Source organism: Devosia sp. (assembly GCF_034675085.1).
Classification (GTDB): Bacteria; Pseudomonadota; Alphaproteobacteria; order Rhizobiales; family Devosiaceae; genus Devosia.
Window position 1 is genome coordinate 1 of the sequence record NZ_JAUCDN010000043.1, and the last position, 15,775, is coordinate 15,775.

16 protein-coding genes are annotated in these 15,775 nt (G+C 63.7%); 6 read left to right on the forward strand and 10 right to left on the reverse strand.

The features are described 5' to 3' along the window. From VDP82_RS04675 to VDP82_RS04700, 6 genes are all read right to left on the reverse strand, one after another. Positions 1–2,650: efflux RND transporter permease subunit (locus VDP82_RS04675; RefSeq protein WP_323013682.1), on the reverse strand; the 2,650-nt coding region annotated here is incomplete at its 3' end. Position 2,651: 1 nt separating this feature from the next. Then, entirely contained in the window at positions 2,652–3,923 is a 1,272-nt protein-coding gene (locus VDP82_RS04680) for an efflux RND transporter periplasmic adaptor subunit (RefSeq protein ID WP_323013683.1), read from the reverse strand. Between the two features lie 16 nt (positions 3,924–3,939). Further along, positions 3,940–4,488: a PadR family transcriptional regulator gene (locus VDP82_RS04685; protein ID WP_323013684.1), complete on the reverse strand. Its 549-nt coding sequence runs from the start codon at positions 4,486–4,488 to the stop codon at positions 3,940–3,942. A gap of 109 nt (positions 4,489–4,597) precedes the next feature. Then, positions 4,598–5,434 (reverse strand): 3'(2'),5'-bisphosphate nucleotidase CysQ, encoded by an 837-nt coding sequence (cysQ, locus tag VDP82_RS04690; protein WP_323013695.1) that lies wholly within the window; start codon positions 5,432–5,434, stop codon positions 4,598–4,600. A 70-nt stretch (positions 5,435–5,504) separates the two neighbouring features. Continuing rightward, entirely contained in the window at positions 5,505–6,770 is a 1,266-nt protein-coding gene (locus VDP82_RS04695) for an AGE family epimerase/isomerase (protein ID WP_323013685.1), read from the reverse strand. A gap of 93 nt (positions 6,771–6,863) precedes the next feature. After that, positions 6,864–7,817 (reverse strand): class 1 fructose-bisphosphatase, encoded by a 954-nt coding sequence (locus VDP82_RS04700; RefSeq protein WP_323013686.1) that lies wholly within the window; start codon positions 7,815–7,817, stop codon positions 6,864–6,866. Between the two features lie 229 nt (positions 7,818–8,046). Here VDP82_RS04700 and VDP82_RS04705 point away from each other — a divergent pair, with 229 nt between their 5' ends. Beyond that, positions 8,047–9,063: a sulfate ABC transporter substrate-binding protein gene (locus tag VDP82_RS04705; protein WP_323013687.1), complete on the forward strand. Its 1,017-nt coding sequence runs from the start codon at positions 8,047–8,049 to the stop codon at positions 9,061–9,063. On the opposite strand, the gene VDP82_RS04710 is transcribed toward VDP82_RS04705, so the two are convergent. The 3 genes from VDP82_RS04710 to VDP82_RS04720 form a co-directional block, all read right to left on the reverse strand. Beyond that, positions 9,057–9,335 carry a DUF6894 family protein gene (locus VDP82_RS04710; RefSeq protein ID WP_323013688.1) on the reverse strand — a complete coding sequence of 93 codons (279 nt, stop codon included), beginning with the start codon at positions 9,333–9,335 and terminating at the stop codon, positions 9,057–9,059. The genes VDP82_RS04705 and VDP82_RS04710 overlap by 7 nt on opposite strands. A 16-nt stretch (positions 9,336–9,351) precedes the next feature. After that, positions 9,352–9,903 (reverse strand): flavin reductase family protein, encoded by a 552-nt coding sequence (locus VDP82_RS04715; protein WP_323013689.1) that lies wholly within the window; start codon positions 9,901–9,903, stop codon positions 9,352–9,354. A gap of 96 nt (positions 9,904–9,999) precedes the next feature. Next, positions 10,000–10,602, reverse strand: a complete 603-nt coding sequence (locus VDP82_RS04720) for a superoxide dismutase (protein ID WP_323013690.1) — start codon at positions 10,600–10,602, stop codon at positions 10,000–10,002. A 162-nt stretch (positions 10,603–10,764) separates the two neighbouring features. Between VDP82_RS04720 and VDP82_RS04725 the strand changes: the two genes are divergently transcribed. The 5 genes from VDP82_RS04725 (at position 10,765) to dgcA (ending at position 15,369) form a co-directional block, all read left to right on the forward strand. Further along, positions 10,765–11,364 (forward strand): MarR family transcriptional regulator, encoded by a 600-nt coding sequence (locus tag VDP82_RS04725; RefSeq protein WP_323013696.1) that lies wholly within the window; start codon positions 10,765–10,767, stop codon positions 11,362–11,364. Positions 11,365–11,535: 171 nt separating this feature from the next. Next, entirely contained in the window at positions 11,536–12,405 is an 870-nt protein-coding gene (gene cysT / locus VDP82_RS04730) for a sulfate ABC transporter permease subunit CysT (protein WP_323013691.1), read from the forward strand. Next, complete coding sequence (gene cysW, locus VDP82_RS04735) at positions 12,395–13,243, forward strand: sulfate ABC transporter permease subunit CysW (protein WP_323013692.1); 849 nt, start codon at positions 12,395–12,397, stop codon at positions 13,241–13,243. Before cysT ends, cysW begins: the two co-directional genes overlap by 11 nt. 17 nt (positions 13,244–13,260) lie before the next feature. Further along, complete coding sequence (locus VDP82_RS04740; RefSeq protein WP_323013693.1) at positions 13,261–14,298, forward strand: sulfate/molybdate ABC transporter ATP-binding protein; 1,038 nt, start codon at positions 13,261–13,263, stop codon at positions 14,296–14,298. Positions 14,299–14,391: 93 nt separating this feature from the next. Beyond that, complete coding sequence (gene dgcA, locus VDP82_RS04745) at positions 14,392–15,369, forward strand: N-acetyl-D-Glu racemase DgcA (protein WP_323013697.1); 978 nt, start codon at positions 14,392–14,394, stop codon at positions 15,367–15,369. Between the two features lie 6 nt (positions 15,370–15,375). Here the strand turns inward: dgcA and VDP82_RS04750 are convergent. Next, positions 15,376–15,775: MurR/RpiR family transcriptional regulator (locus VDP82_RS04750; protein WP_323013694.1), on the reverse strand; the 400-nt coding region annotated here is incomplete at its 5' end.

The window sequence follows — 15,775 nt, forward strand, 5'->3', positions numbered from 1 at the left end:
TATATTCGAGCAGCAGGATGAAGAAGATCAGGAACATGGCCATGCCGAAGGCCTGGACGATGAAGGCATTGGCATCGCCCATCTGCTCCTCGGCGCCGGTAAAGGCCACGCTCACCGTGCTGGGGAAGTTCTGCTCCGCGATCCAGCTTTGCAGTTCCGCCACCTTGTCGGCCGCGTAGACGCCTTCGGGCAGGTTTTGCAGCCCCGAGGCAATGGGCATGACATAGACCTGGTTGCGCCGCTCGATATTGGCCACCTTGGGCACGGCGGTGCGCTCGAGGAAATTGCTCACCGGGATCATGCCGGAAGCGGTGGCGATGCGCATCGAATCCAGCGAGTCGAAGGTGCGCTCATTGGCCGGCAGGCGCACCTTGATGTCGAGTTCCTTGCCGGTTTCGTCGTCGCGATAGGTGCCCAGCTTCACGCCCGAAGTGACGAGCTGCACATAGGGCGCCAGCTCGCGCACGCCGATGCCGTATTTGCCGGCTTCGTTGCGGTCGATGGTGATCTGCCAATCGATGCCGGGGGAGGGGCGGCCGTCCTCGATATCCACGGTTTCGGGCATGGATTCGAGCTTGGCGCGAATGGCGCTGACCACCGGCACGAGGTCGTCATAATGCGTGCTTTCGACGCGCATATTGATGTCCTTGCCGGCCGGCGGGCCATTCTCCGCCGCCAGCACCTGAATGTCGAGGCCGGCAAAGCCGTCCACGCGTTCGCGGATATTGGCGAAAATTTCCTCGGCCTTGACGCGGTGGGCATAGTTGACCAGCTGTAGCTGGAAATTGCCGATCGTGTCGGGCGGGGTCGAGCCGAAGGCGCCGGTCGAGCCGAATTGCATGATGACGTCCTGGATACCCTGGACCTGCATAATCTCGTTGCCGATATCCACCATCATGTCACGGATTTCTTCGGGCGAATAATTGCCTCGCCCGACCACTGCCACCGTGGCGAATTCCGGCTCGGACGCCGGAAAGGCCTCGGTGCCCGTAGGATGGGTGGCATAAGTCACGAAGATGGTGACGATGATGCCGAAGCCCACCGCCAGCGTCGGCAGCGGCCAGTGCAGCAGGTGCTCCATGGTGCGCACATAGATGCCGGTGAGGCCGCGAACCTTCTTGGAGTCGAACTTGTCGGCATACATCACCGTGTCGGCGGCTTCCTTGGCCTTGGGGTCGACATGGGCCGAGGCGATGGCCGCGCCGATCACCGGCATGAAGATCAGCGCCGAAACCAGCGAGGCGATCATGACGATGATGACGATCATCGGCAGGTAGCTCATGAACTTGCCGATAATGCCCGGCCAGAACAGCAGCGGCACGAAGGCGCCCAGCGTCGTGGCCGTCGCGCCCACCACGGGCACGAACATCTTGCGCACGGCCAGGATGAAGGCTTCCTTCTTGGAAATGCCCTCCTGCAATTTGCGCTCGGCATATTCGACCACCACCACGGGGTCGTCCACCAGCACGCCCACGGCGATGACGAGGCCGAACATCACCATCATGTTGATGGTCATGCCCAGCATCTGCGCCACCAGGAACGCCATCATGAACGAGAGCGGGATGGACATGCCGATCATGATGGCCGGCCGCACGCCCAGCGTGGCCACGCAGGTGATGAGCACCAGCGCGACGGCCGTCAGCACCGCCGCTTCCAGCGAGCGGAACAGCGACGCCGTGGTTTCGGCCTGGTCGAGGAAAAAGCTGTATTGCACCCCTTCCGGCCAGCTCTTGGCCAGTTCCTCGGTGGTCGCGCGCACCTTCTCGGACACGTCGATGATATTGGTGCCCAGCTTCTTGGAAACGCCCAGGATCAGGGCAGGGGAGCCGTTGACCATGGTGTAGTTGGTGGCGTCGGCCAATGTACGGGTAATGGTCGCCACGTCGCCAAAGGTGACGACGGTGTTGCCGTCGGTCTTGAGCGGTAGTTCGTAAAGGTCCTTGGGAGTGGTGATGAGGCCGGGAACCTCGATATTGAACGAACCCTGGCCACTGTTGATGGTGCCGCCCGGCACCACCATGTTGTTGCGTGCCAGCGCGTCCAGCAACTGGCCGGCGGACAGCCCATAGGCTTCCAGCCGCAGCAGGTCGATGCGCACTTCGAGAATTTCGTCGCGCGCGCCCGAAAGCTTGGCTTCACGCACTTCGGCAATGGCTTCCAGCGCATCCTGAAGGTCCTCGGCGCGGCGCACCAGTTCCTTTTCCGGAGCGTTGCCATAGACCGCCACCGAGATGATGGGCATGCCCACCAGATCGATTTCGTGAACGCTGGGGTCGTTGGCGTCGGTGGGCAGCTTGGCCTTGAGCGCATCCATGCGTGCCCTTGTGTCGGCCAGCGCCTGGTCCTTGTCGGTATTGATGTCGAATTCGAGGAATACCGAGGCGTGGCCGGTGGTCGAGGTCGAACTGATGTTCAGAAGGCCGGGCAGGGTGGCCAGCTCTTCTTCTGCTGGCTTGGCCAGCAGGTTTTCCGCGTCGCGCGGCGACACACCCGTCTGGCTGATCGACACATAGAGATAGGGGACGTCGATGGCCGGGAAGCTTTCCTTGGGCAGCGACACATAAGCCGAAACGCCCGCGGCCAGCATGATGACCATGACCGTCAGGACGACACGCGGCATCCTGAGGATTTTGACGATGAACTCGACCATATCAGACGCTTTCTTCGCTGGCGGACGGGGCGGTCTCGGCGGGGCTGGGCTTGACGGTCTGCCCGGCGGTTACGTTTTCCTGGCCGACGGTGATGACCTGGCTGACGGTGGGCAGACCCGACACCCACACGCCTTCGCGCGTATCGCTGACGATGGTGACCGGATAGAAGGCAACCTTGTCGCCTTCCACAGTGCGCACGCCCAGAACGCCTTCATCGTCCAGCGTCAGCACCGATTGCGGCAACAGATGGCCGAGCGTGCTGCCCAGTGTCACGATCGCCTGCGCGGTGAGGCCGTCGCGTACCGACAGATCGGCATTGGGGAACTCGATTTCCACCGGGAAGGAGCGCGTGGCGTTGTCGGCCACGGAGGAGATGAAGGTCACCTTGCCGGCAGCATGCACGCCGGTCACGGTGGTGATCTGGGCGTCGAGCCCGGTCCGGGCCAGCGCGATGCGGGATTCGGGAACCTGGCCGACAAAGACCATGGGGTTGAGTTGCACGATGGCGGCGCAGGGCTGGCCCTGGGCCAGCAGCGAGCCGGCGACGGCGACGGGGTCCTGCACCACGCCGCTCACCTTGGCGACGATCTCCGTGCGGTCGAGCTCGGCCTGGGCATTGTCCAGCCCGGCCTGGGCGGACGAAAGCGCCGCCCGGGCGCCGCTCAGCGAGGCTTCCACGGTCTGGGCGGTGTTGGGGGCGGCAAGGCCCTTGGCGCGCAATTCGGCATTGGTGTCATAGGCGAGCTGCGCCTGGGCCAGATTGGCATTTGCCTGTTCGATTCCAGCCTGCGCCTGCGCGACGGCGGCGGCGCGGGTGCCCTTGTCGAGCGTGCACAACAGATCGCCCGCATTGACCTGCTGGCCCTTGGAGACATGGACCTCGTCGACGATGCCGGCGGTTTCCGCCACGGCACTGACCGAGGCTTTGGCCTGGGTGCGGCCACGCAGCGGCACGTCGATCTGCATCGGCTGGGCGGTGTAGGTCACCACGCGCACACTGGGTAAGGAAGTGCTTGAGCCGGTCTGCTCCTCATTGCGCTGGGCAATGGTCATGGCCGGGTCGGCGGCGGGGTGATGTGGCTCGGCCAGCACGCCGGCTTCACCCAGCCTGGTGGCCAGGGGACCGTGCTCCTGCCCCTCGATCACGGAAATGATGGGCTTTTCGCCATTGCCGGGGCCATTTCCGCCCACGACCAGAGTACCGGTGGCAAGCCAAGCGCCCGCTCCGAGCAGGATCAACAGCGCCAGGCCATAGGAAAACAGTGCACGCATTTCGTCTTTGCCCTCGTTACTCAGCCGCGTCTTTTCTCGGCTCGGCCTGCGCCAATGAAATCAATTCGTGCATATGGGACCGGATATGCCCTTGGGCAACCTCCATCACCGCACGACCGTAATTTAATATCCAGTTGTCCGCCGGGCTGAGCTCGCGCTCCGCCGCCGCGTCTTCGAGTTTTTTCTGGCCCGCCACCATGCGCTCGAGGAATTCGTTGGCCCGTTCCTCCACCAGCTCGCGCGGCAGGATGTGAGCGAAACGCGCGAACAGCAGAAAAGGACTGCGGAACATGTCGTCGGCCAGCGGCGCCGACAATTGCTCGATAAAGGCGGCCCGCCCCGCCGCGGTGATCGCGTAGACCTTCTTGGCCGGCTTGCCCGCCTGCAACTCCGTGCGACTGCTCACCAGCCCTTCGCTTTCGAGTCGGGCAAGGGCGGGATAGATGGAGCCGAAGCTGGCCTCGACGAAATAGGCGCACTCGCCCTCGACGCAAAGCCGCCGGATTTCATATCCGGTCGCTTCCCCCTCATAGAGGATGGATAGGCAAAGGGTCTTGACGTTCATTGCGCGCTCCGCCGGGGCATATGCCGGGCCGATATATGCCGGTTCTCTATAGGCCGGGATTGAATCGCGCAAGTAATAGGAGAGCGACCATGCGGAAGATCAGTTAAGATCAGGTTGCATGGCTCGTCGGTGAGCCAAGCAGACTGCGCATTTCGCTGGCAGCTCGCTGCGCCAGTTCGAGACTGGCGGCGGCCACGAAGAACGGATTGAGAAAGCCGGTTTCCCGCTTGCCGTAGGAAAGCCTTGCCCCATCGAGCGTGATGACGGCGCCCCCGGCAGCTTCCACGATGGCCTGCCCCGCAGCTGTATCCCATTCGCAGGTGGGTGTGAAGCGCGGATAAAGCTGCGCCTCTCCATGCGCCAGCAGCCCGAATTTCAGCGAGGAGCCCACCGAAACATCGGACTCCACGTCCAGGATGCGGCGCAATTGGGCGAGCGCGGCATGGCCATGCGAGCGGCTGGCGACGATGCAGGGGCGCCTGGCCTGCGAGACTTCCATCCGCTCGCGCGGGCCGAGGGCGCCGCTTTGCCGCTGGCAGAACCACGCGCCGGATGCATCCCCGATATAAATCGCCCCCGATACCGGCCCGACGATGACGCCCATGACGGGAAATCCCGCTTCCACCAGCCCGATATTGACCGCGAATTCGCCGTTGCGCTTGATGAATTCCTTGGTGCCATCGAGCGGGTCGACGACGAAATAGCGGTTCCCCAGCTCGGGAATGATGCCGGCCGCCGCGCTTTCCTCCGCCAGCACGGGAATCCCCGTTGGCGCCAGCATGGACAGGATTGCCTGCTCGGCAGCCCTGTCCGCCAGGGTCACCGGCGAGCCGTCCTGCTTGGCAATGGCCTCGATAGGGCGGCTGTAGATGTCGCAGATAATATCGGCGGCCCGGAGGGTGGCGGACAGCGCCAGCTCGGTCAGCGCCGGATTGAGGGGGGGCATGGCCACGAAACAGTCTCCATCATCGCGCGTTCCCTACGCCGCGAATGCTGCCGCTGCAAGCATTGGCAACCTAGAGCGGACGGATATGGTCCTGCTCGATAATGCCTTTCGTCAGGCTCCCATGCGCGGGATAGAGCGGAATGAGGCAGGCCTGCAAAGCGTGGTAGATATCCGGCTTGCCCACGAAAAGGCGTGAGGTTGGCGTCAGATCTTCCTTGAGCTCGCTGAGCCAGCCGCCGCGCCGATGATCGATCACGTGGTTTTCCGCATAATCCCAGAGCCGGCGATACCACAGTTCGAAGAACGGATCGGTATCGTGCGAGGCGATGAACGAGGCGGCGCCGATGGCTTCGCTCACCGGCCACCACAGCTTTTCGCGCATGATGGGCTGGTTCTGCCAGTCCAGCGTGTAGAAAAAGCCGCCATGAACCGTGTCCCAGCCCAGCGCGATGGATTGCCGGAAGAGATTGCGCGCCGCCTCGGGCATCCAGGAGTGTTCCTTGTGGCCGAGGATGAACAACTGGAACAATAGCCGCGACCATTCCAGCCAGTGGCCCGGCGTCGTGCCGGAGGGGCGGAACATTTCCGAACCGAGATAGTCCTTGTCGAGCGCCCAGCGCCCGTCGAAATGCTCGGCCACGCGGTAGTCCAGCGCCACAGCATTGCGGCGGATGATCAGATCGGCGATGCGCGTGGCCTTTTCGAGATAGGTGCGCTTGCCGCTGGCCTCATAGGCCGCCATCAGCGCCTCGGTGAGGTGCATGTTGGAATTCTGGCCGCGATAATCGGAAACCGGCGACCAGTCCTGCGCGAATTCCTCGCGCACCGCGCCAGCCTTCTCGTCCCAGAAATGCTCCTCGATCACCTCGGTCACGTCCGCCATCATCTTGTCGGCGAGGGGGTGGCCCAGGAGCTTGGCGCTGGAGGCGGCGAGCAGCACGAAGGCGTGGCCATAGGCCTGCTTGCTCGCATCCTGGAAGCCGTGATCGTCCAGAGACCAGACGTAGCCGCCATGGCGCTGATCGCGGTGATTGTTCCAGATATATTGCATGCCGTGATCGACGATTTCATCCGATCCCGGCCGCCCGATCAGGCTGCCGATGGTGAAGCAATGCACCATGCGCGTGGTGACGTGGATCTGGCGCGTGGCATTATCGGGAGCCAGGGGAAGCCCGTCATCGCTAAGCTCGAAGAAGCCGCCCTTGGGATTGAGCGAGGCCGCCTGGAAGAAGTCGAACAGGTTGTTGGCCTGCCGCATCAGATATTGCCGGTGGAAGGGGCGGCCCGCCCAGGGGCTGGAATTGGTCTTGGACAGGATCGGCTGCGCGTTGCTCATGGTGAACCCTCTTCCGCCGCCACAATACCGGCGCGTGCGCGAGCTATAGCCGGGTCATGGTAACGTTGCAATTTGAAGGAGGGAATTTCCGTTCTAGCTGACGCGGTTGTACCAATCCTCTACTCGTTTCACTTCCTCCGCCGAGCCGAGAATGACCGGCACGCGCTGGTGAATGGCGCTGGGCGTGAGATCGAGAATGCGCTGTCGGCCTGTGGTCGAACGCCCGCCCGCCGCCTCGATCAGCATGGCCATGGGGTTTGCCTCATAGAGCAGGCGTAGCCGCCCGCCCTTGGCAAGGGTCTCGCTATCGAGCGGATAGAGGAAAATGCCGCCGCGCATGAGAATGCGATGGATATCGGCCACCATCGAGCCGACCCAGCGCATATTGTAGCGCTTCCCCGCCGCTCCCGTCTCGCCGGCGATATTTTCCGCGACATAGCCGCGCGTTGCTTCATCCCAGAAGCGCTCACGCGCTGTATTGATGGCAAATTCGCTGCTGGCCTCAGGCACGGAAACCGTGTCGGTGGTGAAGCGGAACGTGCCGGATGCATCCAGAGTGAAGACTGCAACGCCCTTGCCTAAGGTTAGCACCAGGCTGGTGGCGGGGCCGTAGGCGGCATAGCCGGCGGCAAGCTGGGCGGAACCGGGCTGCAAAATTCCGCCCTTGGCATCAAGAATGGAAAAGATGGTGCCGACAGTGACGTTTACGTCGAGATTTGAAGATCCATCCAGGGGATCGGTGGCAACAATGAACCGGCCCTGATTCTCGTGGTGAACCGCTTCATCCATCTCTTCTGAAATGAGAATCGAAATCTGCGGATTGGCCCGCAAGTGATTCAAAACTATATCGTTCGAGATGACGTCGAGGGCCTTTTGCGCCTCGCCCTGCACATTGGTGTGCCCTGCCAGCCCGGTCTGCCCCGCGAGCGGCGCATTGCGCAGCACGACGGCAATCTCCGCGCAGGAGGCGGCCATGCTGGCAAGGGCCGAGGTCAGAGCCGGGTCGACGGATTGAGCAGCAAGCCAATCGGCAAGGGAGAGGGACATGGAAAGCTCGCTATGGGTTGAGGCGGCAAGTGTCCCATCTGCACCGGGCGAGGCAAGGGCGACTTTCGCCTAAGCATCGGCTTTTCGACGGCTCCAAAGGCTGGTTCTGCCCATTGCGTCTGCCAGAGAAGGATATTTCTCTTTCCCACCCCGCGGCAAATTCCCTTGGGCTTGTAATAGACGACCTGAAGAGTAGCCTTTTATTCATTCGATCTCATGGGAGATAGAGATGAAAAACGCCCACAGACTGCTCGCCTTTGCTGCCCTCGCCGCCGCCCTGACCATGGGCTTCGTGGTGACGAGCCACGCCCAGGAGCGGACGTTGATCAATGTCAGCTACGATCCGACCCGCGAGCTCTATCGCGAATTCAACGATGCCTTCGTCAATCACTGGAAGCAGACGACCGGTGAAACCGTCACCGTGCAGGTGACTCATGGCGGCTCGGGCGCCCAGGCCCGCACGGTGATCGACGGGCTGGAGGCCGATGTCGTCACCCTGGCGCTTGAATCGGACATCAATGCCATTGCCGATGCCGGCTTCATCAAGCCGGACTGGCGCGACGCCTTCCCCAATAACAGCGCGCCCTATACCTCGACCATCGTTTTCCTCGTGCGCAAGGGCAACCCCAAGGGCATAGCCGATTGGGGCGATCTGGTGGGTGACGGTGTCGAGGTCATCACGCCCAATCCCAAGACCTCGGGCGGCGCCCGCTGGAATCTGCTTGCCGCCTGGGCTTGGGCCAAGGCGCAAGATGGCGGCAGCGACGATACCGCCCGCGCCTTCGTCTCCGGGCTCTACAAGCATGTGCCCGTGCTCGATACCGGCGCGCGCGGCTCGACCACCACCTTCGTGCAGCGCGGCATAGGCGATGTGCTGCTCGCCTGGGAAAACGAGGCCTATCTGGCGCTGGAAGAACTCGGGCCCGATGCCTTCGACATCGTCACCCCGTCGATTTCTATCCTGGCCGAACCGCCTGTCGCCATCGTCGACAGCGTGGTGGACAAGAAGGGGACGCGCGATCTGGCCGAAGCCTATCTCGACTATCTTTATTCCGACGAAGGCCAGGCGATCGCCGCCCGGAACTATTATCGCCCCGACAATCCTGCGGCCGCCGCGCCCGAGGACGTGGCTCGCTTCGGCGAAGTACAGCTGGTGACCATCGCCGATTTCGGCGGCTGGCGCGAAGCGCAGCCCTATTTCTTCGGTGATGGCGGGGTCTTCGACCAGATTTATTCGGCTCAGTGAATGGTGGCGGGCTTGATCAGGTCTTCGCCCGCCTCATCCAGCGCCGGTCCGCTCCAGAAGACCAGATAAAGCAATTCCTCCCCCGCCGCATCGGTGATCTCGATGGAGCGGGGGAGGGTGGTGTCGCCCCCCGTGCTTGCCGCCCGCTCGACAATGGCCTTGGCCAGCGCGGCGGCGTTTTGCTCGGCGGCGTCGAGATTGGGCAGGTCGCTGCCCTCGCAGTCGCGGATCAATTCTTCATCGGTGCGGTAGTGAAAGAAATAACGGGGCAAGTCCGGTTCTCCCGCCTCAGCCCAGGGGGGCGAGGCCATGATAGTGGCGGCGCTGCCAGATCAACGGTTCCCGCCCGGTTGTGGTTTCCGCCTCGGCGATGGCGCCGGCAAACAGCACATGCGTACCCGTTTCCATGGCGCCGATGACATCGCAATCGAGCGCCGTTACCGCATCGAGCAGGCGGGGGTGGCCGGATGGCCAGTCTTCCCATTTACCCTCGCGGAAGCGCTGTTCCTGCGCCACCTGGCCGGCAAAGGCGTCGGCGACGCGGCTTTGCTCCACCGAGAGCATGCTGAGCGAGAAGCCGCCGGTGCGGGCGATGAGATCGGCCAGGCGGCTCATGATGTCGATGGAAACCAGGATGGTCGGCGGGTTCATCGCCAGCGAGAACACGGAGGTGACCGTGCGGCCCGCCCGCTCGTCGCCACGCCGCGCCGTGACAATGCTGACGGTCGAGGCCATGGCGGAGAGGGCCGCGCGAAATTCGGAATTGCCGATCAGCGGCCGCGGCGCCGGCCGCAGCTTCATGGTGTCGGGAAGGTCGAAATCGGCCGTAAGCGTCGTCATGATCCGCAGTCTATGCAGGGGCCAGCGCACTGACCAGCCGGTTCCGAAGTCTTGAAAGAGGACGGCGGCGCCCAAAAACGCCGCCGCAGGAAAAGCTCAGCCCAGATTGGCTTCGGCGAATTCGTAATTGGCGAGCTTGTCGAGAAAATTGCTCACATAGTCGGGGCGGCGATTGCGGAAATCGACGTAATAGCTGTGCTCCCACACATCGAGCCCGAGCAGCGGCTTGCCTTCGCCGGTGGCCAGCGGATTGGAGCCGTTGGCGGTCTTGGTCACCTTGAGCTTGCCGTCGCTGCCCAGCACCAGCCAGGCCCAGCCCGAGCCGAACTGGCTGGTGGCGGCGGCCTTGAACTGCTCCTTGAACGCCTCGACCGAGCCCAGGTCGCTGACAATCCTGGCTTCGAGTTTTCCGGGCAGCGCGCCACCCTTGGGCGAGAGCGCGTTCCAGAAATGGATGTGGTTCCAATGCTGGCCGGCATTGTTGAACACTGGAGCCAGATCGGCCTTGTCCTTGGCGAAGGCGATGATTTCTTCCAGCGACTTTCCTTGCAGGTCGGCGTTCTTTTCGACGAAGCCATTGAGCGCGGTCACATAGGCCTGATGATGCTTGTCGTGGTGCAGCTCGAGTGTTTCCTGGCTCATGCCGCGCTCGGCAAGGGCGGAATGGGCATAGGGCAGGGCGGGAAGTTCAAAAGCCATTTCGGGGGCTCCTTTCGGGTGGGACGGGCGATGCGCTTGCGTTTCGGGCCCGGTCCGACTAATTTCCAAGCTATGACTTTGAAAACCTCTTCGGCAGATATGTCAAGCCAAGGCTTGGGAAATGTGGCCTGGTCGCCGCGCAGCCCGGCCGAGCGCGTCTTGATGATGCTCAAGATGCATGGCGCGCTGTCGGCCGCCGCCATTGGCCAACTGCTGGGGACGACCGGCGAGGCGGCGCGCCAGCAATTGGCGCGTCTGGCCGATGAGGGGCTGGTCGCCGCTGTCACCGAGGCCAGGGGCGTCGGACGCCCCACCCAGAGCTGGAGCCTCACTCCGGCGGCGCAGTCGCGGTTTCCCGACACCCATGCGGCCCTGACGGTGCAATTGCTCGACATTATTCGCCAGTCTCTGGGCGAAGAGGCGCTCGATGCCATTATCGGCGTGCGCGAGACCGAGACCCGCCTGGCCTATCAGGCGACGCTAGAGCAGCACGCCGCGCTTCGGGACAAGGTGGCCGCCTTGGCCGAATTGCGCTCGGCCGAAGGCTACATGGCCGAGTGGCGTGAGGAGGCCGACGGCTCCTTGGTGCTGATCGAAAATCATTGCCCCATCTGCGCCGCCGCCACCGCCTGCGAAGGCTTCTGCCGCGCCGAGCTCGAGGTGTTTCGCTCGGCGCTCGGCCCCGAGGTCGAGGTGGTGCGGGATGAGCATATCGTCGCTGGCGGGCGCCGGTGCAGCTATGCCATCCGCAGGGCAGGCTAGGCCCGTTTCTGGCAAAGCTGTGCCGGGCAGGATGATTTTCTAACAACGGGTGAAAAAACCCGCCGCATTCTCCTTGTTAAAGACGACTGTTTCGATAGCCTTGCCGTCCAGAACAGGCCGGGAGTGGCAGATGACAGTGCTGATAGCCATTGCCAGCGCCGGCGGCGCGAGATGAGCAGGCATCCGGCGGTGGACCGCCCCGGCATGTGGCGCTTTCGCCAGCCCAGCGTCATTCCCGGCTTCGGGCTTACCCTGGGCTTCACCATCCTCTATTTTTCCCTGCTCATCCTGCTGCCGCTCCTGGCGCTGGCCATCCGCTCCGCGGGACTGGGGCCGGCGGGCTTCTGGGCGGCAGCGACCGATCCGCGCGTTCTGGGAGCGTTGCGGGTGAGCTTCGTCACCGCCCTGATCGCGGCCGGCATCAATGTGGTTTTCGGCACGCTGATCGCCTGGGTTCTGGTGCGCTATCGCTTTCCCGGGCGGCGGCTGTTCGACGCCATAATCGACCTGCCCTTCGCCCTGCCCACCGCTGTGGCCGGCATTGCGCTCACCGCCATCTATGCGCCCAACGGCGTCATCGGTGCAGTGGTGGCGCCGCTGGGCTGGCGCATCGCCTATACGCCGGCGGGCATCGTTATCGCCATGATCTTCATCGGCCTGCCCTTTGTGGTGCGCACCATCCAGCCCATTCTGGAAGAGGTGAGCCACGAGGTTGAGGAGGCCAGCGCCACGCTGGGCGCCAACCGGTTCCAGACCATCAGCCGCGTTCTGCTGCCCAGCCTCACCCCGGCGGTGTTGACGGGCTTCGCCCTGGCCTTCGCGCGCGGCGTGGGGGAGTTCGGCTCCATCATTTTCATTGCCGGCAATATTCCCTTCGTGTCGGAAATCGCCCCGCTGCTGATTTTCATCCGCCTCCAGGAATTCAACTATGGCGGCGCCACGGCCATTGCCATGGTCATGCTGCTGATTTCCTTTGCCATGCTGTTCTTCATCAATCTTGTACAGGCCTGGAGCCGGCGGAGATACGGCTATGGCAATTAGGTCTTCCCCCACCAGCGAAAGTCTGCCGGTGCGATGGCTGTTCATCGCCATCGCCCTGGGTTTCATGGCCGTCATCCTGGTGCTGCCGCTCTATGCGGTTTTCCACGAAGCCTTCGCCAAGGGCATTCCGGCGTTTCTGGCGGCGCTGGCCGACAAGGACGCGCAAGCGGCCATTCGCCTGACGCTGCTGGTGGCCGCCGTCGCCGTGCCCTTCAACCTGGTCTTCGGCGTCGCCGCCTCCTGGGCCATCGCCAAGTTCGAGTTCAAGGGCAAGGCCTTTCTCACCACCCTGATCGACCTGCCTTTTTCGGTGTCGCCCGTGATTGCCGGCCTCGTCTATGTGCTGCTGTTCGGGGCCGGGAGTTTTCTGGGGCCCATGTTCAAATCCATGGGCATCGAAATCCTCTTTGCTTTGCCGGGCATTGTGCTCGCCACCATTTTCGTCACCTTTCCCTTCGTCGCGCGCGAGTTGATCCCGCTGATGCAGGATCAGGGAACGGGAGACGAAGAAGCGGCGCTGTCCCTGGGCGCCAGCGGCTGGCAGACTTTCTGGCGCGTGACCCTGCCCAATATCCGCTGGGGTCTGCTGTATGGGGTGCTGCTGTGCAATGCCCGCGCCATGGGTGAATTCGGCGCGGTGGCGGTGGTTTCGGGCAAGATTCGCGGCCAAACCACCACCATGCCGCTGCAGGTGGAAATGCTCTACAACGAATATAATGCGACGGCCGCCTTTGCGCTGGCGTCGCTCCTCGCCCTCCTGGCATTGGTGACGCTGGTACTGAAATCGGCGCTGGAATGGCGCTTCAGCGCCGATATCGCCGCCGGCGCCAGACATTAGAAGTTAGGATCTGATTTATGGAAGTTCGCGCCAGCAATGTCCGCAAGGAATTCGACCGATTCCCGGCGCTGCACGATGTTTCTCTCGATATCCGCTCGGGCGAGCTGATCGCCTTGCTCGGGCCCTCGGGCTCGGGCAAGACCACCTTGCTGCGCCTGATCGCCGGGCTGGAAATGCCCACCGCCGGCCGAATTTTCTTCGGCGATACCGACGCCTCGGAAAAAAGCGTGCAGGAGCGCAATATCGGCTTCGTCTTCCAGCATTATGCGCTGTTCCGGCACATGACGATCCTGGAAAACGTCTCCTTCGGCCTCAAGGTGCGCCCGCGCTCTACGCGTCCGCCGGCCGCCGAAATTCGCCGCCGCGCGATGGAGCTGCTCGATCTGGTACAGCTTTCCGGCCTCGAAAAACGCTACCCCAACCAGCTTTCGGGCGGGCAGCGCCAGCGCGTCGCCCTGGCCCGTGCCCTGGCGATCGAGCCGGCGGTGCTGCTGCTCGACGAGCCCTTCGGTGCGCTGGACGCCCAGGTGCGTCGCGAATTGCGTAAATGGCTGCGCGAAATCCATGACCGCACCGGCCACACCACAGTTTTCGTTACCCATGACCAGGAAGAGGCGCTGGAACTGTCCGACAGGCTCTGCGTCATGAGCCAGGGCCGGATCGAACAGGTGGGTAGCCCAGATGAGGTCTATGACCACCCCAGCTCGCCTTTCGTCTTCGGCTTTATTGGCGAATCCAGCACCCTGCCGGTGAGCGTGGAAAACGGCGAGGTCTGGTCGGCCGGGCGGGCCCTGGGCCTTCCCGCCCAGGGTTTTTCGGGGGACAAGGCCCATCTTTATTTCCGTCCGCATGATGTCGATCTGGTCGATGCCGAAGCCAGCCTTGCCGGCGTCGTGACCGCATCCCGCCGCGTTGGCGGCACGCGGCGGGTGGAACTGGCCATTGGCGGGGAAGGCCATAAGGTCGAGATCGACCTTCCCTTCGATCATCCCGCCGGGGAAAAGACCCGTCTCGCCTTCCGTCCGCGCCGCTGGAAGCTGTTTCCGGCCGATTAGGGGAGGGCGGCGCGTTGCGCGGCTGCTGCAAAACCTGTAGCACGCGCATCCGACAATCCCGCGTAACCTCACGAGACCGCCGTGCCCGCAACCATGCTCCGCGCCCAGATCGAAAGCTTTCCGGTGGCGGGGCACTTCACCATTGCCCGGGGCAGCCGCACCGAGGCGCGGGTGATCCGCGTCGAGATCGAACGTGACGGCGTCATCGGCAGCGGTGAATGCGTCCCCTATGCGCGCTATGGCGAAACGCCGGAAGCCACTCTCCAAACTATTCTGGACCAGGGCCCCGCGCTTGCCGCCGGCCTGGACCGGACCGGCTTGCAGGCCACCCTGCCGCCCGGTGCGGCGCGCAACGGGCTCGATTGTGCTTTCTGGGCGCTGGAGGCGCGGCTTGCCGGCCGGGATGTCGCTGCACTGGCGGGGCTCGATTGGCCGCGCACCATGCCCACGGCTTTCACCATCAGCCTCGATACGCCCGACGCCATGGCCGCCGCCGCTGCCCGCGCGGCCCACATGCCGCTGCTCAAGCTCAAGCTGGGCGCGGCCGGCGACGTCGAACGCCTTGCCGCCATTCGCGCCGCCGTGCCCCAGGCGCGTCTTGTCATCGATGCCAATGAGGGCTGGCAGGTGGATGAGCTTCCTCAACTGCTGCGGGCCTGTGCCGAAGTCGGGGTCGAGCTGGTCGAACAGCCCTTGCCAGCGGGAGAGGACGAGCCTCTCGCGCGGATCGAACACGTCGTGCCTATCTGCGCCGATGAAAGTGTCCATGCGCGCGCCGGTCTCGAAGCGCTGCCGGGGCGCTATGACGCCGTCAATATCAAGCTGGACAAGACCGGTGGGCTGACCGAAGCGCTGGAGGTTGCCGTTCGGGCGCGCGAACTGGGCCTTTCCGTCATGGTGGGCTGCATGCTTAGCACCTCGCTCTCCATGCTGCCGGCCACGCTCCTGGCCGGTTTCGCCCGCTGGATCGATCTCGACGGACCTTTGCTTTTGGCGGGCGACCGGCCCGGTGGGCTGGCCTATCACGACGGCCTGCTGGACCGTTCCGCCGCCACGCTCTGGGGGCTTTAGCCCGTCCTAGCGCGGATGCGTGACGTCGCGGGTCTTCTGCAGGGCATCCACGGTCTGCGTGTAGCGCTGGCGCGCAACCCCAAGAAACAGGCAGTCGACAATGGCCAGTTGCGCGATACGGCTGACCATGGCTCCCGCACGCAGCCGGCTTTCGCGGGCATGGCTGATGAGGCATTCGTCTGCCGCCTGCGCCAGGGGCGAGCCGGGAGAGCCGGTAATAGCCACGGTCAGCGCTCCGGACTGGCGGGCGATTTCGAGATAGCGCACGGTATCGGCCGTGTCGCCGGAATGGGAAAAGCCCAGCGCCACCGTTTTGGGTGGGGAAAGCAGCGCCGCTGACCAGGCTGCGTGCGAATCGGCCAGCAGGAACACATTGCGCCCGATGCGGAACAGCTTGTGGTGCAGG